This window comes from Maridesulfovibrio ferrireducens (genome assembly GCF_016342405.1).
Taxonomy (GTDB): domain Bacteria; phylum Desulfobacterota; class Desulfovibrionia; order Desulfovibrionales; family Desulfovibrionaceae; genus Maridesulfovibrio; species Maridesulfovibrio ferrireducens_A.
Genome location: NZ_JAEINN010000013.1, coordinates 115219 through 133403 on the forward strand (window position 1 = coordinate 115219; position 18185 = coordinate 133403).

An 18185-nucleotide genomic window follows, 5' to 3' on the forward strand; every position below is an offset into this window, starting at 1 on the left:
TCGCTTACCCGTTTTCCTGACGGCACCTTAGGAGGTTACATGAATTCAAAACGTATTTTAGGTATTTTCACTCTTATCACCGTACTGTTACTGCCAATGTCTGCCATTGCAAACGGGCTTCCCTCTTTTGCTGGACTCGCAAAAAAATGCGGCCCCGCTGTTGTTAACATCAACACGGTTAAGATGGTGGAAGTAAGCAGCAACCCCATGCAGGATATGTTTAAATTTCATGGGAACAACAAAGGCGGAAACAATCCATTTGAAGATTTTTTCAAACAATTTGATGATAGATTCAAAGGAAACGAGCCTAAACATAAACAAAAGCAGGGTTCTCTTGGGTCCGGCTTTATTATTTCCGCTGATGGCTACATTGTAACCAATAACCATGTTGTTGCTTCAGCTGATGAAATAAAAGTTAAACTTCAGAACGACGGTCGTGATTATCCGGCAAAACTGATCGGACTGGATAAAGAAACCGACCTTGCTCTACTCAAAATAGAACCGGGTAAAAAACTGCCCTTCCTGACTTTTGCCAATTCTAAACAGGCAAATGTGGGAGAATGGGTTCTTGCCATCGGTAACCCCTTCGGATTGGGACATACCGTAACTAAAGGTATCATCAGTGCCAAGGGACGTATTATCGGAGCAGGCCCTTTTGATAACTTCATTCAGACCGATGCCAGCATCAACCCCGGCAACAGCGGTGGACCTCTCATTGATATGAAAGGACAAGTCGTCGGCATTAATACTGCGATAGTTGCCAGCGGTCAGGGAATAGGCTTTGCCATTCCGAGTAACATGGCTGAAAATGTTATCCAGCAGCTTAAGACCGATCATAAAGTAAGCAGAGGCTGGCTCGGCGTAACAATTCAGGATGCCGACGAAAATACTGCCAAAGCTCTCGGACTTTCCAGAAAGACCGGAGCTCTGGTCAGCTCCGTTACTGCCGGAGATCCTGCTGCAAAAGGCGGCATGAAAGTCGGTGATGTAATTCTAGAAATTGACGGTGCTAAAATTGATGACACAAACGACCTTCTACGCACAGTCGCAGCACTGCTTCCGGGCAAAACAATTGTAGCTCAGGTCTGGCGCAAAGGTCAGAAAAAGAACCTGACCATCACTCTTGGAGAAAGAAACGGTAAAACGACCGTTTCCGCTGAAAAGTTCGCACCGAAAGCTAAAAAAGAAACAATCGATCAACTCGGTCTTGTCGTCCGTAAAGTTGATCGTGAAGTGGAAGCAAAAGCTTTAGGCTTAGAAAAAATGGAAGGATTACTTGTTATCGAAGTACAGCAGGGAACTCCCGCAGACGAAGCTGCAATTGCGGTGGGAGATGTAATACTTGAAGCAAATCAACATCAGGTAAACACCCTTGCCGAATTGCGTGAGATCATAAACACCGAAGGTAAAAGCCGCGGACTAGTGATGTTGCTTATTAAGAGACAAGGCAGAAACATCTTCCGCACCATAGAACTTGCTCCTAAGAAGTAACTCGCAAACAACACTGTTAAAGTGTTAAAAAAACTAATAAAAAAAAGGGTATAGCATTGGCTATGCCCTTTTTTGTTGCAAAAAATAAACTGTGCACCATAGAATGATTCTAATACACCTTGTAAATAACTTAATTGCATGCCAAGTTCCTAAAAACATTTCTTGAAATAAATTCAAAAGGAATTCTTTATGCAACCTATCAGACTTTTTACAGCTTCTATCTTGTGCCTGACTGTTGCCCTGTGCCTATCGGCAAGCATAGCCTTTGCCGCCGGAGAGGACGATTTTGACGCACATGAATCCTTCGCCAAACTTCATTTTAATGACACAGAAATGGATTTTGCCTTTGCCTTGATCTTAGGCGCAACTATGAACCACGGTTGCGAAATAGGCGAAGCATTCTATACAGCCTCGAACATCAAAGAAGGTAATGCTGCAAGCTGGCAAAAAGAATGGATAAACATGGCGCAGCGTGTTAAAGCCAGAGGTGAAAAATCTCTTACAGAAGGACATAAAGTCAGCGCACGGGAACAATTTCAGCGTGCATCATATTATTACCGCGCTTCACTGATTTCTATGATGCCGGATGATCCCAGATTTAAAAAGACAGCGCTTCAAAGTAGAGAACTCCTAAAAAAAGCAGGAATGCTCTTTAATCCGCCATTGGAATATATTGAAATACCTTTCGAAGGAACAATCCTTCCCGGCTACTATCGCAAAGCAAGCAACAGCAATAACCCTGCAAAAACACTCATAATGCTCGGCGGAGGAGAAACTTTTGCCGAAGATCTTATTTTTTATATTGCCCCTCAAGCTTATGCACGCGGTTACAATTTTATCACAGTAGACCTCCCCGGACAGGGGTTGCTCCCGCTTGAAGGAAAAGTTTTCCGTGCAGACGCCAATGTACCGATCAAAGAAGTTATTGATTATGTACTGAACAAACCGGAAACTGATCCCGAAAAACTTGCCGCATACGGCATGAGCGGTGGAGGAGGATTTGTTCCGATAACCGCTGTCAACGATCCCCGCTTAAAAGCTATTGCTATGAACAGTGCAGTGGTCGATGCCTACCCTCTTTTCGCATCAATGCCCGTTGCTTCTGCAACCGAAGACATCGTAAAAACATGGTCATCGTTCAAACAAAACACTGTCAAATCAATTGCTTGGCGCTGGGGCGTTGAGATGAACAATATCCCGGGGCTTGTTCCGGCAAATAAGGGATTCGCATTTGATCCTGCAAAAGTAACCTGCCCGGCACTGATTATTGTCGGCGAAGGTGAATATTCTAATGAAGAAGTTAAAAGACAGCAGAAACTCTGCTTCAAAAAACTCCCGAACAAGCAAAAGAAATTCGTCGTGACTCCAACAAATGAAGGAGCATCCAACCACTGCATCACTGAAAACAGAAGTGTGATGAGCCAAGTTGTGTTTGATTTCTTCGATGATGTTTTTAAATAAAATAAAATCGCTCATATATTATAGTGTGCAATTTTTTTCGGTCAAAAATTAGCATGTTAGAGGCTTCCTTCCTGAAAAGGTTTGGGGTATGAAGCTGTTCATGAACAACACCGCAACCATTCTTACAGCCCCGGCAAAGGTGAATCTCTACCTCAAAATTGTCGGAAAAAGAGAAGACGGCTATCATGAGCTGGACACTCTTTTCCTTCCTTTTCCAGCACTTGCAGACACTCTTGCAATCACGGAAAAGGCTGAAGGTTGTACAATTCATTGTGATGATTTTGATCTTCCGGCGGAAGACAACCTTATTTATAAAGCATGGGATAAATATGCAAAAGCGACCGGATTCAGACCCGGACTGCATATAGAATTGACCAAAAGAACTCCCACAGGCGCCGGTCTGGGAGGTGGCAGTTCCGATGCCGCGACAATGTTGCGATTTTTAAACTCTCACCCGCAAAGCCCGGGCATGGCCCATGATGAACTTAACAAACTTGCCACCGGACTCGGCGCAGATGTACCTTTTTTCCTACTGGACGGCCCCGCATGGGCTAAGGGAATAGGAGAAGTTTTAACCCCCTGCGAAGTAGACCTTTCAGGACTGACAGCACTGCTTGTCTGCCCGGATGTCCATGTTAATACAGCATGGGCTTATAAGGCATGGAGCACTGTCGTCAGAACGGAAAATCTGCAAAAAAAAGATTCATTTTACTTGACAACATCACACTGTAGTAATAACAAAGCGTCCTCCAAAACGAGGGTAACTTTGTTTAACGATTTTGAGCAAGTTGTCCTTCCTGAGTTTTCTGTTATAAGGGAAACAAAGGAATATCTGCTGAAAAGCGGAGCCTGCGGAGCAGTTATGAGCGGAAGCGGAGCAAGCATAATATCCTTTTTCAGGACTAAAAACTTAGCTGAGCAAGTTTCTTCCGAATTAAAAGCTCACAATGTAGACTCCGTGATTCATACTTTTTATTAAGCACTAGTCCGAATTTCTACATAATCAGTGCTGGGGTGTCGCCAAGTTGGTAAGGCAACGGATTTTGATTCCGTCACTCGCAGGTTCAAGTCCTGCCATCCCAGCCAAATTTACTCCCTTCCCCGAGAGGCCAAGGTGGAGACCCACATCATGAACGGTGAACTCAAGATTATCAGCGGCTCGTCGAATCTGGCGCTTTCAGAAGCAATATGTGAACACCTCGGCAGCCGACTTACTCCCTGCCTGCGTGAAAAGTTCAGTGACGGAGAAATCCGCATTGAAATTCAGGATAACGTACGAGGCTGTGACGTATTTGTCGTTCAGTCTACATGCAACCCTGTAAACTTTCATTTCATGGAACTATGCCTCATGCTGGACGCTCTGAAACGCGCAAGCGCACGCAGAGTTACTGCAGTTATCCCTTATTATGGATATGCAAGACAGGATAGAAAAGTTTCCCCTCGTGCTCCTATCAGCGCAAAACTGATTGCAGACTTCTTAGCTGTAGCCGGTATGCACCGCATGGTCACAATTGACCTGCACGCAGGACAGATTCAGGGATTTTTCAATCTCCCAGTTGACAATATTTACGCAGCACCTGTTCTTCTTGATGAATTACGCCATCGTAAAGACGACATGGTTATGGTTTCCCCTGATGCAGGTGGAACCGAACGTGCCAGAGCTTATGCAAAACGCCTTAATGCCGGACTTGCAATTGTTGACAAACGTCGCGATGCACCTAATCAGGCTAAAGCAATGAACGTAATCGGAGAAGTTTCAGGAAAAACCTGTGTCGTTATGGATGACATGATCGACACAGCCGGAACCATATGTCAGGCTGCAAAAGTACTGATGGACCACGGCGCAAAGGAAGTAATCGCCTGCGCTACCCATCCTGTTCTTTCCGGTCCGGCAATCGACAGACTCTGTGCAGCACCTTTTTCCGAGGTGATTGTAACAAACACACTGCCTGTCCCAGAAGAGAAACTTAAATGCGGCAAGATTAAAGTACTGTCAGTAGCAGGACTCCTCGCCAAATGCATTCATAACGTTCACACCGAATCATCGGTCAGCGTTCTCTTCGTTTAAAAAGCCTATTCCCACCCTCTGCCGGTCTATTTTTGAGCGGCAGCTGGTTAACCAAAAGGAGATATAATGTCTGAAAAAGAAACTTTCGTAGCTGTAAAGCGCGAGAAAACTGGAACAAGTGCGAACCGTCAGCTCCGTAACACCGGAATGATTCCTGCAGTATTCTACTCTCAGGAAGGCGACAATATGGTTCTCGCTGTTAATGAAATTGATTTCACAAAGATGTACCGTAAAATCGGCACAACTAGTCTTTTCAATCTCGAAATAGACGGCAAAAAGCACGACACACTGATTTGGAAAGCACAGATGGACCCAGTTCGTCCTCGTATCAACCACGTTGACTTCCTCGGTGTGGCTGCTGACAAACCTTTGAAAATCAAAGTTCCTGTCAGCATGGAAGGACTTGCTCCGGGTGTAAAACTCGGTGGTTGCATGACTACGTATCGTGACAATCTTGAAGTCGCATGCACAGCTGCCAACATCCCTGCTAAGATTGTTATAAACATCGACGGCATGAATGTTAATGATACTGTTTTCGTTAGTGATGTTAAACTTGAAGATGGAGCATCCATCAACTTTACCAACGACTTCGCTCTTGTTCGTTGCGTAGCCGGCAGAAAAGTTGTCGATGAAGACGGAACTGCTGAAGAAGGCGCACCTAAAAAATAGTTTTTCCATATGTCGACTTATGAGGGCCCCGGAAATTCCGGGGCCTTTTCTATTTTCAGAACGATCAGTTTTTTTGCTCCTGCTTTTTTAAAGGATAAAACCAAATGGAATACAAAGCACTTATCGCAGGGCTTGGAAATCCAGGACTTGAATATGCCATGACCAGGCACAATGTTGGCTTTATGGCTGTTGATGCTCTGGCGGAAATGGCTGCATCCCGAAAAAGTATGCGTTTCAAAAATCTCGGTTCTTCGGGAAACTATGAACTTTTCAGCGTAAATATCGCAGGCAATAATATCCTTGTGACTAAGCCGTTGACATATATGAATCTCAGCGGAAATGCAGTTGCATCCATTTGCGGTAAATTTTCAATATCTATAAAAGATGTGATTGTTATTCATGACGAACTTGATCTTCCGCAAGGAAAAATGAAGTTTAAACGTGGTGGTGGAAATAACGGTCATAGAGGGTTGCAGTCCATTCAGGATGTAATGAAATCTCCCGACTTTCTTAGAATAAGAATAGGAGTCGGACGTCCTGAATTTTCATCACAGGTCAAAGACTACGTGCTTGAGCAGTTCAGCCAGAAAGAACTGAAACTTGTTCACCAGATGACCGATGCAGTAATCAAAGGGCTGGACTTGTTTTTCAGACGAGGTCAAGGACCTGCTACACAATTCATGCACACATTTGAGCCGGATGAAAGCTGAATCTGACAATAGACTCTTTCGCATATTTCAGTTACAGTAATCTTTCGAAAACATTCCCCAGATTAGACATACCTCAAAATCTGGGATCCAAAAGAAATGTAAAAAAGGACGGCACTGAACCTGTTATTCATCAGTACTGAAATGATTAAATGCGCCAAATTTAATCTGTAATTGCTGTAAACGACGACCTTAAAAGCATTTCTAACCATTTCTTTTGTAAGTCCAAGGAGCCATGAGTGTTCGAGTTAAGCCAGCTTGTAGTCTACCCCTCACAGGGAGTAGGCAAAGTAGAACGTATAGAAAGTCAGGAAATCAGTGGATCAACTGCCGAGTTCTACATTGTCCGCATCCTAAGCAACAATGTAACTCTCATGGTCCCGGTTTTTAATGCTCATAATGTTGGGCTCAGACCTGTCTGCAGTAATCAAGAAGGTCTTGGAATATATGAATGTCTTAAAGACAGATCTGATTTCACAGGTTACACCGGACAGAACTGGAACAGACGCTACAGAGAATACTCTGAAAAGCTCAAAAGCGGAGATCTTCAGGATGTCGCTTATGTTCTTAAAGAATTATTCCTGATCGGTCGCGATAAAGAACTGTCATTCGGAGAACGCAGACTTCTTGAGCAGGCTATGGGACTTGTTTCCATGGAACTGTCTTTTGCACTTGACCTTCCACAGGACAAAGTGAAAGAAGAAATTAATGCACTATTCAGTGATGTGTTGGAAAAACCAGAAGACAAAGAAAAAGACGACAAAAAAGACAAAGAAAAAGATAAAGAAGAATCCTAAAAAATACATCTAAACGACTTGTCATATTTGATTCTTTCAGTTATTGCCCTATGAGGTTGCAGTTTGCAGGATTGATGTCTTTACATCACACGATTTTTAAGCAAAAAACCACCCCTCACTTTAGGACACCCAATACACTCTGTTCTTCGATCATCAAAATAACTTTTAGCGAGTGCGTAATACATTTTAAACTGTATCGCACTCGTTAGACCATAATTATTAAATAAGTATTTTATTTATTTTTAACTTCTAACTCTCGGTTAACACAAGATATGGGCCAAGAACAAAAGACAAACAATCTGAATCTGACTGAATTAAAACAAAAGAACATGGCAGATCTTATGGATCTGGCTACTAAGTTCAAAGTTGAAAACCCCAGCGGTATGCGCAAGCAGGAATTGATTTTCGGCCTGCTACAAGGGTGCGCAGCTCAAAACGGACAAATCTACGGTGAAGGAGTTCTTGAAGTCCTCCCCGATGGATTCGGCTTCCTGCGTTCCCCAACGTACAGCTACATGCCCGGACCGGACGACATATACGTTTCTCCCTCTCAAATAAGGAGATTCGGTCTGAGAAAGGGTGACATTATTTCCGGCCAGATTCGTCCTCCCAAAGAGGGCGAAAGATACTTTGCCTTACTTCGAGTTAATGAAATAGGCTTAGAAGCGCCCGAACATTCCCGAAATCTTGTTCTCTTCGACAATCTCACGCCGATTTACCCAGACAGCCGTTTCAACATGGAAAACGGTCCAAAGAATTTCACTTCAAGAGTTATCGACATTCTGGCTCCGATAGGCCTTGGACAGCGTGCTTTGCTTGTTGCTCCTCCCCGCACAGGGAAGACTATGATGCTTCAGAATATCGCAAACTCCATCAATGCCAATCATCCTGATGTAGATCTTATCGTTCTTCTCATAGACGAACGTCCTGAAGAAGTTACCGACATGGCCAGAACTGTAAACGCTGAAGTTGTCAGCTCAACCTTTGATGAACCTCCGCAGCGTCATGTTCAGGTAACTGAAATGGTTCTCGAAAAGGCTAAACGTCTGGTTGAACGCAAAAGGGATGTTGTCATTCTTCTTGACTCAATCACTCGTCTGGGACGAGCCTACAACGCAGTAACTCCTTCTTCCGGCAGAGTTCTCTCCGGTGGCCTTGATGCAAATGCAATGCAACGTCCTAAAAGATTTTTCGGCGCAGCACGCAACATTGAGGAAGGCGGAAGTCTGACAATCATCGCAACAGCCCTGATTGATACAGGCTCGAGAATGGATGAAGTTATCTTTGAAGAATTCAAGGGAACCGGTAACATGGATCTCTATCTTGATCGCAAGCTTGCGGAAAAGAGAGTATACCCTGCCATTGATATCAACCGCTCCGGAACTCGCAAAGAAGAACTTCTCCTTCCACCTGAAGTTCTCAACAAGGTCTGGATTCTCAGAAAACTACTTGCTCCTATGAACTCCATTGACTCCATGGAATTCCTTCTTGATAAAATGAAGGGAACCAAAAAGAATGAAGACTTCTTTGAAATGATGGGAAAATAATTTTTTAAACATCATTCAATTATCAAAAATTAAGCCTCATGAGACATTCCTCATGAGGCTTTTTATTTTTTAGATAACTTTACAAGTCGTAAATCTATACTTACAGTTAGTAGTAATGACGAAAAACAGAGTAACTTTTCACCACATAGTATCAACCGCATTGATATTTATATTTTCGTTCATCTGGTTAACGCCTCAAGCTACAGCGTCCTCCATGTTCGGTGAGTTTACCGTGAAAGATGAAATTAAACTCGGCGGCGAGTTTAATAAAATGATTCACGAAAGAATGCCCATAGTTCTTGACCCCCAAATAACTGAATACGTTAGTAATCTAGTAGCCAGAATTGCCCACGAAATGCCACCTCAGCCTTTTCCTATAACCTCGGCAGTCATCAATAATAACGCTATGAATGCTTTTGCTGTTCCCGGCGGTTATATTTATATTTTCACGGGCTTAATTCTCAATCTTAAACATGAGTCTGAACTGGCCGCAGTTATAGGTCATGAGCTTGCTCACGTTTCTCTCAGACACGTTGCGAGACGCATGGAAAAAATGAAACTGGTTAATATTGCCAGTATGTTGGGAACACTTGCCGGAATGATGCTGGGCATATCAGGCGGAGACAACGCCGCCTCTATCGGGCAGGCAGTGGCGATGGGTTCTATAGCAGGCGCACAAACTGCCTACCTGAGTTACACGCAACAAAATGAAAGAGAAGCTGACCATCTCGGTATGAACTATCTTGTCGCATCCGGCTTTAATCCCGCCAGCATGGTGGATAGTTTTAAGCTTATGAAACAACGTCAGTGGTATGTGAGCAACAACAATATTCCTTCATACCTCTCCACTCATCCCGGTCTTGATGATCGTATTGACTACCTTAAACAACGTTTTGTCAGAATGCCTCCCGCTTTTTTTTCCCGAGTCAGCGACGATGTTGATTTTCATAAGATTCAGACACTGATAAGAGCTAGAAGAACAGACCCTAAAATAGCTCTGGCACACTACAATAATATTCCCGAGGCGGACCGAAACTGCCTTGATCAATTAGGGCTTGGAATAATTCTTTCTCGTATGGAACAGAATAAAAAAGCCGAAAAAGCCTTTATTAAAGCTAACAAAGATTGCCCGAACGACTCTCTGATCCTGCGTGAAATGGGCCGCTTTTACTTCACTACGGGTAAAATGGACAAAGCCTCTCCACTGCTCAGACAAGCGTATTTACAAGCACCGAATGATGCTCTGACGTTATTTTTCATCGCGAGAATTCAGGCGGAACGAAAAGATTATGTGCAGGCAATACCAACAATGCGTAGAGTGGCTGAAATGGTTCCCCGGGATCAGGAAATACACTACCATCTCGGACGGATGCTCGGAGAATCCGGTAATTACTTCGGAGCTCACAAACAGCTTGCTTACGCCGCATTATATGGAAGGAATATGAAACAAGCCTTGTTTCATTTAAAAAAAGCTGAAGGACTCGCTAAAACAAAAGCGCAAAAAGCACAGCTTGCAACACTGCAAAAAAGAGTTAACCCTGTCGCCGAAAACTGAAACAGTAATTATTAGCTCTGTCAGTTTTATATTTTAACTCATTATTTTAGTGAATTAACAAAATTTTAACCGCATTTTTTGCGATGAACGTTAACTTGAAGTATGCTTCTTTTTAATGTAGTTATCCCCTTTCTAAAATCTATCTCCAAAAAGTGAAGCGAAAATGATAATCGCCAGATCAATAAAAGAAATTAAAAAGCCTCAAAACGGATCATGTGTAACAATAGGTAATTTTGACGGAGTCCATAAAGGACACCAGAAACTTATCTGCAGCACATGCAGAAAAGCCAAAGCCAACGGCCTGGCGAGCGTTGTTGTAACCTTTGACCCGCACCCGCTCAGGGTATTGGTCAACAGTAAAACTCCGCCCTTCATAACCCTCACCAAACAGAAGCTGGAACTACTTGCTCTGCATGAGCCTGATATTATTATAGCTCTGAATTTTACGAAGGAGATGGCTTCCCTCTCCCCCGAAGAATTCATTAAGAAATATCTGGTTGATGGACTTTCCATGAAAGAAATGGTTGTCGGCTACGACTACGCTTTAGGTAAAGGTCGCTCCGGAAACTATGAAGTGCTGGTTGGACTTGGCCGTAAGTACGGTTACGGAATCGAAAGACTTGATCCTATCATTATAAATGATGCAGTGGTCAGCTCCTCACGAATCAGAGACCTGGTAAGCGAAGGAAACGTCTGGGATGTACGAGCGCTGCTTGGACGCTTCTATCAGGTCCGCGGTGAAGTAGTTCACGGCATGAACCGTGGAGGCCGCCTTCTTGGATTCCCCACAGCAAATATTAAACTCGAAGATGAGCTTTTCCCTAAATCAGGCGTTTACGCCATCAGGGTCGAAGTAGACGGTCTGGTCCGCCCGGGCGTTGCCAACATCGGGAAAAATCCGACCTTCGGCAACGAAGCACTATCTGTTGAAGCTCATATTTTCAATTTTTCCGATGACATCTACGGTAAAAATATCCGGGTCCACTTTATCCAGAGAATCCGTGCTGAACGTAAGTTCAACAACTTGGACGAACTAAAAGCCCGCATTACCAAAGATACAGAACTTGCTAAATCCATTCTCTCGTATCCGGAATCACAAGTCCGCCCGGGGCTGCACCTGACAGAATCAGGAACCGGAGCCTGTTAATGAGCCCCCTTCTCAACCTGCGTGTTTGGAAAGAAATTGCGCGATCATACAAAAATATCAGCTCATTCAGATGGCTTTTACTCGGTGTGCTGGTCGGATTACTTTCAGGTATTTTAGCTGTCGCTTTCTTTGCAGCCGTTGAATACGGAAAATTTATATTTTTACACCAACTGGCGGGTATGACCTTACCGGCCCCTGCTGGTGAAGAAATTTTCCACGGCCCTGCCGGTCAACTACGCCCATGGGTCATTCCTGTCTGCACAATGACAGTAGGATTAATCACAGGATGGCTGGTCAACAAGTATATCCCTGAAACAATCTCCGGCGGTACAGACGGTACTGACGCGACCATCAAATGCTTCCATCAGGGAAGCGGATTAATGCGTCCTATCGTTCCCATAATCAAAGGAATCACTTCGGTTTTCACAATTGCAACCGGTGGTAGTGCCGGACGCGAAGGACCTATCACCCAAATGGGTGCCGGTATCGGTTCATGGATCGCGCAAAAACTTAAACTCTCTGCCAAAGAACGCAGAATTCTACTGCTTGCAGGTGCTGCCGGAGGACTCGGAGCAATATTCCGCGCCCCCCTCGGAGGCGCATTAACCGCCGTAGAAGTTATATACCGCGAAGATTTTGAATCAGAAGCAATCCTGCCTTCCGTTCTTTCCTCTGTTGTTTCTTATTCGCTTTTCACTCTATTTTACGGTGCAGAACCTATTTTCGGAATTCCAAGATTTGTTTTTCATGACCCTCGTGAAATGATCTTCTATATAATTCTGGCTTTCGCGTGTACCTTTGCAGGCTGGATGTACATCCGCACATTCCGTTTCATTAAGTACTCAATTTTCTTTAAGATAAAAGACCGTCTCGGTCTCATGTGGGCAACAGGACTAGGCGGACTGATGATGGGACTGATGGGAATGTTTTTCCCGCAGCTTCTCTCAGGCGGTTACGGCTGGCTGGAAATGGCGATCATGGGGGAAATTCCCATTATGATGATGATCGCAATTATTCTGGGTAAAACAGTTGCAACATCCATGACCATCGGTTCAGGAATGAGCGGTGGCATGTTTGCCCCCGCACTCTTTGTAGGCGGCATGACAGGCGGGATTGTCGGACAGGTTGCCGGAAGATTTTATCCTGATATTGCCACACAGCCCGGTGGATATGTACTTGTAGGCATGGCGGCTTTTTTCGCAGGAGTAGCAAAGGCTCCAATCGGGCCGCTCATCATGGTCTGCGAGCTTACACAGGGTTACGGATTGCTCGCACCATTGATGCTGGCTTCTGCCCTCTGCATAGTACTGGGGCGCAATTCATCACTGTATGAGCATCAGGTTGATAACAAATTTGACTCCCCCGCTCATATTGAAGATTCAACGATTAATATCCTTGAACAGCTTCACGTTGATACCCACTTCAAACCGGGCAGAGTTACCACCCTTGAAGAGGGTACAACTCTGAAAGCTTTGAGAGACATTATCGCGAACACCAATGAATTGTACTTTCCTGTCAAAAATGACGAAGGCACAATTACAGGTATTCTGACCATTCAAAACGTCAGAAATCACCTCTTCAATCAGGATCTCTTCGACCTTATCCTTGCCAAGGATTTAGCAACAAAGCCTGCAACACTGAAAGAGGATGACGATTTATATACTGCGCTGTTGAAGTTTGTTGATACAGATTACGGACAAATTCCGGTTGTATCGGAAGATGACCCGAATAATATTATAGGTCTCATCAATCGTGAGAATGTATTTAGAGCTTACGCAAAGGCAATTAAAGAACTCCACGAAGATTAGCCTGAATCAGATACGATAATTTAAAAGCCTCTTGAGGTTTCGTGCTTCAAGAGGCTTTTTTGCACCCCACCCCCCTTGCCATCCCACTAAGCGGTCTTATCATCTGGTAATTCAAACAAAATCCAAACCGAATCCACGTTTAGCGGGAATCGGAAAGATATTTCACGTTCGACAAGTATTGAAATTCAATCTTCATATTGAAAACGAATAATCATAGCAGAATCAGGAGATGAACATGGAACTCAGAGGAACGACCATTCTGGCCGTTAAAGATGATAAAGGTTCAGCCATGGCCGGTGACGGTCAGGTAACTTTGGGCCAGGCCATTGTGATGAAACATTCCGCAATCAAAGTCAGAACCTTGTATAATGATAAAGTTCTTGCAGGATTCGCAGGCGCAACTGCTGATGCTTTCACCCTGTTTGAAAGATTTGAAAAAAAACTCGAAGCTCACGCGGGTAATCTTGTCCGCAGTGCTGTAGAGCTTGCTACTGACTGGCGTAAAGATAAATATCTTCGCAAACTGGAAGCTATGATTCTCGTCGCCGACGCGGACCACATTCTTATTATCAGTGGTAACGGAGATGTCATCGAACCGGACGACGGCCTTGCTGCTATCGGTTCAGGCGGTCCATACGCTCTTTCCGCAGCACGGGCATTATCCCGCCACACAGATCTTTCAGCCGTTGAAATTGCAGAAAAAGCAATGGAAGTTGCAAGCGAAATCTGTGTTTACACCAATGATCACTTTGTTATCAAAACCCTCGAAAAATAATTTCACGCAAAGGTCTTCAAATGAGTAATCTTACACCTAGAGAAATCGTATCGGAGCTGGACAAATTCATCATCGGTCAGGCGGACGCAAAGCGCATGGTCGCCATTGCAATGCGTAACCGCTGGCGCAGACAGCAGCTTCCCGCAGAACTGCGTGATGAAGTTTCCCCAAAAAATATTATCATGATGGGCCCTACCGGAGTTGGTAAAACCGAAATTGCACGCAGACTTGCAAAGCTTTCCGGTTGTCCCTTCTTTAAAGTGGAAGCCACAAAATTTACCGAAGTGGGATATGTAGGCCGTGATGTTGAATCAATGGTCCGTGACCTCATGGAAATCGGCATAACTCTTGTCCGCAAAGAAGAACTTGAAAAAGTCAAAGTCAAAGCTGAAAAGAATGCTGAAGACTGCCTTTTAGACATCCTTCTTCCTTCATCCAAACCTCAGAACTCCAGCATGGGTTTCTTTAACAATTCCAACGAAGCAATCCCCCTAGCCGAAGAAAATCCTTCTGAGGATAAAAGCTCCACACGCGACAAATTCCGCAAAATGTGGCGTGACGGCAAACTTGATGATCGCGAAGTTGAAATAGAAGTTACCGTTCAAGGCGGAACCGGCGTTGAAATCATGTCTGTGCCCGGCATGGAAGACATGGGAATGCAGGTCAACGACATGATCGGCAAAATGTTTCCCAACAAGAAAAAAACACGCAAAGTCAATATTCGCGAAGCATACGAACTTCTTATTCAGGAAGAATCAGACAAACTTATCGACATGGATAATGTTACCGAAATTGCCCGTGAACGTGTTGAACAAACAGGTATCCTCTTTCTTGATGAAATCGATAAAATTGCAGGACGCCACGAAACAGGCGGTTCCACTGACGTTTCCCGTGAAGGCGTTCAGCGCGACCTGCTTCCAATCGTTGAAGGATGCGTGGTTAACACCAAATACGGCATGGTTAAAACGGATCACATCCTTTTCATCTCAGCCGGAGCATTCCATTTCTCAAAGCCTTCCGATCTGATTCCGGAACTGCAAGGCCGTTTCCCGCTACGGGTAGAACTTTCTGCCCTCGGGAAAGATGAATTTTATAGAATTCTCACAGAGCCTCAAAATGCGCTCACAGTTCAGTATAAAGCTTTGCTTGAAACAGAAAAGGTCACCATTGATTACAGTAAAGAGGCTCTTGAAGAAGTTGCTGCTACCGCTCAAAAAATCAATGAAGACACCGAGAACATCGGTGCCAGAAGGCTTTACACAATTATGGAAAAGATTCTCGCAGAGCTGTCATTTGAGGCTCCGGACAGATCCGGTGACACCATACTGATAGACAAAGACTACGTTAAAGATAAACTGAAAGATGTAATTGAAGACAGAGATCTCTCCCGTTACATTTTGTAGTTAAACCTTTACATATAAAAAAAAATCAATAAAACTGGGTTCTTATCATTAGAGCCCATTTTTATTTTAATTTTTAAAATTGTTACACAAACGAAACTGTGTTACGGGTGATAAATGTTTTAATTGCAGCATCATAACAAACACCAAAACAAACTTTTTCTGTTGCAATCCAAGGAACACTATGAACCAGATGAGTACAGTGGACGATAAAAATTTCGCCTTGCCAAAAATTCGCGGAACTTTTTCCGCAAGAATTATACAAGAAATCGGCACAGGGTCTACAAAACGAAAAGTCGTCCAGTCGTTCCTCTATTATGGTGAAGAAAACGATAACAGCGAGATCATTCTCCGACCGCTGAACGACAGCCATATACCTTCTGGACCTGAACAAATTATAAGCAAAGATGAGCTACTGGAGTCTTTTACTCCTGAAGTAGAACTTTATACCAATTCAGTTTTTCCGGCCATGAAAGAGCTCGGCAAAACGCTTGCCAAAGCTGACCGACAACGGCAACTCGGCAATATTTTCACAGCAGAAATGGAATATAATAAAGCCCTTAATATTGATGAAAATAATATCCGGGCCAATTTCGGAATTGGCTTATGCTACCTTGAACGCAATGAGGAAGCCAAAGCTTTGGATATTTTTAATCGGCTGATATCTCTTGATGCTGCTTTTGGAAAAGAACATAAACATCTCTTTAATGATTTCGGAATTTCTCTCAGAAAAAACAAAATGTTCAGTGAAGCTATAGAGTTTTACTCCAGAGCGCTAAACTTCAGTTCTGATGATGAAAACCTTTTTTTCAATATTGCCCGTTCATTTTGCGAACTCGGTAAGATAAAAGAATCACGTGAATATCTGGAGAAATGCCTTGCCATCAACCCTGACTTTACCCCGGGCAAGAAGCTAAGTGCATTCTTAAATAAAAAATAGTTCCTTAACGACTGTTTTTCACCTATCTGTATGGATTTTTTTGCCTACCTTTCTCTACCCACATCTCTCATAACATCCTGATTTAGCTACACTTCAACATTAGGCACACACCTTGCTTATCAATAACTAACCGGAGATATTTTCCGGCAATAAGGCAAACGGGTGCGTGCGGAGTCAACATAGCCGCATCCTGCAAGGAGTTTTCTAATGGGTTTCAGCGCAATGTACACAGGAGCTTCCGGGATCAAGGCTCACAGCATGCTGCTCCAGCAGGCGGGTAGTAACCTTGCTAACGTAAACACTACTGCCTACAAAAGCGGTAATACTTTTCTTGAAAACCTTCAAAGTCAGACAGCTACCGGGACAATCTCAGGTGTTGTTGCGGGCGGCAGCTCCAATACAGCCGGACAGATCGGTATGGGGGTCCGCGTTTCTTCAACCCGAATAAATTTTGCGGAAGGATCTTTTGAAAGATCTTCCTCCAGCACTGACCTTGCAATTGGTGGACAGGGATTTTTCAGAGTTGCGGAACAAGATAGCGGACTCAGTCATTATACTCGTGCCGGTAATTTTCACTTTGATAAAAATGGACTTCTTGTAGACCCACATGCCAATGCGCTTCAAGGCTACGCTATAGACAGCGATGGAACGATAGGAACAACCTCCGTAAACGTTGCTTTACCTATGAAAGAAGAAAAAAACGCTTCCGGTGAGACAATCTTGGTTGTAAAATCTGACCCTAAAGCCACTTCCGATATTTCAATTAAAACAAACCTAGACTCAGGCGCCATCGATAACAGCCAAAACCCCGCTGCGCCCTTCTTTTCGTTGCTTAACGACTGGGACGGAACAAAAGAAATGCCTCTTGCAGCCGATAAATTTGCCTACCACTCTGCAATTCAAATATTCGACGAGAACGGTAATAAAGTAAATCTGACTGTATACTATGACAAAGTAACCCCTTCTGAAGGTGGCCCGTCTGATAAAGAATACTGGGAATATATCGTTACAGTTCCTCCGGAAAGTGACGGTAGAACTTCCACAGCAACAACTTCCTCTGCCGGCCTTCTCATGACCGGAACACTTACATTTGCGGGAGACGGAACTCTGCTGAATCAAACAGCATACAGTCTGAGCAGTAATGCTGCCGGAAACCCGAAAGACTTAAATAACTGGACTCTGACAAACTTTAATACAGACGGGGAACCAACTTTATCTACGACTCTTAAAGGAGCTGCGGGTGAAGCAAGTGTTCAGAAGCTCTCAATAGATTTAGGAGTTAAGTCAGCTTCAGGTTCATGGAATACTCCCGGAGCTTCTGCTGCAGATGTCGGAAGCAACGCGTCTGGTCTGCCAATAATGGAAAAAGGCACTATTGATGCTCTGAGCACTACGAATTACTATGGATCATCCTCTACAATCAGCCAGTCACAGGATGGTTTTGGTGAAGGATATCTGCAAAATGTGTCTGTAAATTCTGAAGGAATCTTATCCGGTAAGTTCTCAAACGGGCTTAGCACAGACCTGTATAAGATCAATTTATACAATTTTAAGAGCGAATACGGACTGAGGCGTGAAGGTTCAAACTATTTCGGCGCAACCGATGCTTCAGGAGCCGCAATTGAAGGTGTCGCGCAAAAGAAGGGTCTGGGTTCAATTCTCGGTAGTAATCTCGAAACTTCAAACGTTGATCTTGCAAGGGAATTCGGGTCCATGATTCTTACGCAAAGAGGTTATCAGGCTAACTCTAAAGTTATTACGACTCAGGATCAGCTTATAAACACCACACTGGGTGTTAAAAAATAATTACAAAACATAAT

Annotated in this window: 15 protein-coding genes and 1 tRNA gene; all 16 read left to right on the forward strand. The window is 43.9% G+C overall.

What is annotated here, in order from left to right; all coding sequences use genetic code 11:
• The first annotated feature begins 39 nt into the window (after positions 1-39).
• The 16 genes from JEY82_RS14455 to JEY82_RS14530 all read left to right on the forward strand — a co-directional run bounded on the left by JEY82_RS14455 (position 40) and on the right by JEY82_RS14530 (position 18171).
• Entirely contained in the window at positions 40-1491 is a 1452-nt protein-coding gene (locus tag JEY82_RS14455) for a DegQ family serine endoprotease (RefSeq protein ID WP_304086778.1), read from the forward strand.
• Positions 1492-1680: 189 nt separating this feature from the next.
• Positions 1681-2952 carry an alpha/beta hydrolase gene (locus JEY82_RS14460; RefSeq protein ID WP_304086781.1) on the forward strand — a complete coding sequence of 424 codons (1272 nt, stop codon included), beginning with the start codon at positions 1681-1683 and terminating at the stop codon, positions 2950-2952.
• Between the two features lie 88 nt (positions 2953-3040).
• Positions 3041-3931 (forward strand): 4-(cytidine 5'-diphospho)-2-C-methyl-D-erythritol kinase, encoded by an 891-nt coding sequence (ispE, locus tag JEY82_RS14465; RefSeq protein WP_304086784.1) that lies wholly within the window; start codon positions 3041-3043, stop codon positions 3929-3931.
• Between the two features lie 31 nt (positions 3932-3962).
• A tRNA-Gln gene (locus JEY82_RS14470) sits at positions 3963-4038 on the forward strand.
• A gap of 43 nt (positions 4039-4081) precedes the next feature.
• Complete coding sequence (locus JEY82_RS14475; protein WP_092159888.1) at positions 4082-5020, forward strand: ribose-phosphate pyrophosphokinase; 939 nt, start codon at positions 4082-4084, stop codon at positions 5018-5020.
• A 66-nt stretch (positions 5021-5086) separates the two neighbouring features.
• The gene (locus JEY82_RS14480) at positions 5087-5689 is read left to right on the forward strand and encodes a 50S ribosomal protein L25 (protein ID WP_304086787.1); all 603 of its coding nucleotides are present in this window, start codon (positions 5087-5089) and stop codon (positions 5687-5689) included.
• 104 nt (positions 5690-5793) lie between these two features.
• Positions 5794-6399 carry an aminoacyl-tRNA hydrolase gene (pth, locus tag JEY82_RS14485; RefSeq protein WP_304086790.1) on the forward strand — a complete coding sequence of 202 codons (606 nt, stop codon included), beginning with the start codon at positions 5794-5796 and terminating at the stop codon, positions 6397-6399.
• Positions 6400-6635: 236 nt separating this feature from the next.
• Positions 6636-7193 (forward strand): CarD family transcriptional regulator, encoded by a 558-nt coding sequence (locus JEY82_RS14490; RefSeq protein WP_304086793.1) that lies wholly within the window; start codon positions 6636-6638, stop codon positions 7191-7193.
• Between the two features lie 272 nt (positions 7194-7465).
• Positions 7466-8740: a transcription termination factor Rho gene (gene rho, locus JEY82_RS14495; RefSeq protein WP_304086796.1), complete on the forward strand. Its 1275-nt coding sequence runs from the start codon at positions 7466-7468 to the stop codon at positions 8738-8740.
• A gap of 232 nt (positions 8741-8972) precedes the next feature.
• Complete coding sequence (locus JEY82_RS14500; protein ID WP_304086799.1) at positions 8973-10295, forward strand: M48 family metallopeptidase; 1323 nt, start codon at positions 8973-8975, stop codon at positions 10293-10295.
• A gap of 163 nt (positions 10296-10458) precedes the next feature.
• Positions 10459-11442, forward strand: coding sequence for a bifunctional riboflavin kinase/FAD synthetase (locus JEY82_RS14505; protein ID WP_304086802.1), 984 nt, complete (start codon positions 10459-10461; stop codon positions 11440-11442).
• A complete protein-coding gene (locus JEY82_RS14510; protein WP_304086804.1) occupies positions 11442-13250 on the forward strand; it encodes a chloride channel protein in 1809 nt (602 codons plus the stop codon). Before JEY82_RS14505 ends, JEY82_RS14510 begins: the two co-directional genes overlap by 1 nt.
• A 235-nt stretch (positions 13251-13485) precedes the next feature.
• Positions 13486-14025, forward strand: coding sequence for an ATP-dependent protease subunit HslV (gene hslV, locus JEY82_RS14515; protein ID WP_092159902.1), 540 nt, complete (start codon positions 13486-13488; stop codon positions 14023-14025).
• Between the two features lie 20 nt (positions 14026-14045).
• Complete coding sequence (gene hslU, locus JEY82_RS14520) at positions 14046-15428, forward strand: ATP-dependent protease ATPase subunit HslU (RefSeq protein ID WP_304086807.1); 1383 nt, start codon at positions 14046-14048, stop codon at positions 15426-15428.
• A gap of 181 nt (positions 15429-15609) precedes the next feature.
• Positions 15610-16365 (forward strand): tetratricopeptide repeat protein, encoded by a 756-nt coding sequence (locus tag JEY82_RS14525; RefSeq protein WP_304086808.1) that lies wholly within the window; start codon positions 15610-15612, stop codon positions 16363-16365.
• 207 nt (positions 16366-16572) lie between these two features.
• Entirely contained in the window at positions 16573-18171 is a 1599-nt protein-coding gene (locus JEY82_RS14530) for a flagellar hook protein FlgE (RefSeq protein ID WP_304086811.1), read from the forward strand.
• Positions 18172-18185: the final 14 nt, after the last annotated feature.

Excerpts from the sequence above, each read along its gene's own strand:
- JEY82_RS14455 (WP_304086778.1), top strand. The coding sequence starts at position 40 with ATGAATTCAAAACGTATTTTAGGTATTTTCACTCTTATCACCGTACTG.
- JEY82_RS14460 (WP_304086781.1), top strand. The coding sequence starts at position 1,681 with ATGCAACCTATCAGACTTTTTACAGCTTCTATCTTGTGCCTGACTGTT.
- ispE (WP_304086784.1), top strand. The coding sequence starts at position 3,041 with ATGAAGCTGTTCATGAACAACACCGCAACCATTCTTACAGCCCCGGCA.
- JEY82_RS14475 (WP_092159888.1), top strand. The coding sequence starts at position 4,082 with ATGAACGGTGAACTCAAGATTATCAGCGGCTCGTCGAATCTGGCGCTT.
- JEY82_RS14480 (WP_304086787.1), top strand. The coding sequence starts at position 5,087 with ATGTCTGAAAAAGAAACTTTCGTAGCTGTAAAGCGCGAGAAAACTGGA.
- pth (WP_304086790.1), top strand. The coding sequence starts at position 5,794 with ATGGAATACAAAGCACTTATCGCAGGGCTTGGAAATCCAGGACTTGAA.
- rho (WP_304086796.1), top strand. The coding sequence starts at position 7,466 with ATGGGCCAAGAACAAAAGACAAACAATCTGAATCTGACTGAATTAAAA.
- JEY82_RS14505 (WP_304086802.1), top strand. The coding sequence starts at position 10,459 with ATGATAATCGCCAGATCAATAAAAGAAATTAAAAAGCCTCAAAACGGA.
- JEY82_RS14510 (WP_304086804.1), top strand. The coding sequence starts at position 11,442 with ATGAGCCCCCTTCTCAACCTGCGTGTTTGGAAAGAAATTGCGCGATCA.
- hslV (WP_092159902.1), top strand. The coding sequence starts at position 13,486 with ATGGAACTCAGAGGAACGACCATTCTGGCCGTTAAAGATGATAAAGGT.
- hslU (WP_304086807.1), top strand. The coding sequence starts at position 14,046 with ATGAGTAATCTTACACCTAGAGAAATCGTATCGGAGCTGGACAAATTC.
- JEY82_RS14525 (WP_304086808.1), top strand. The coding sequence starts at position 15,610 with ATGAACCAGATGAGTACAGTGGACGATAAAAATTTCGCCTTGCCAAAA.
- JEY82_RS14530 (WP_304086811.1), top strand. The coding sequence starts at position 16,573 with ATGGGTTTCAGCGCAATGTACACAGGAGCTTCCGGGATCAAGGCTCAC.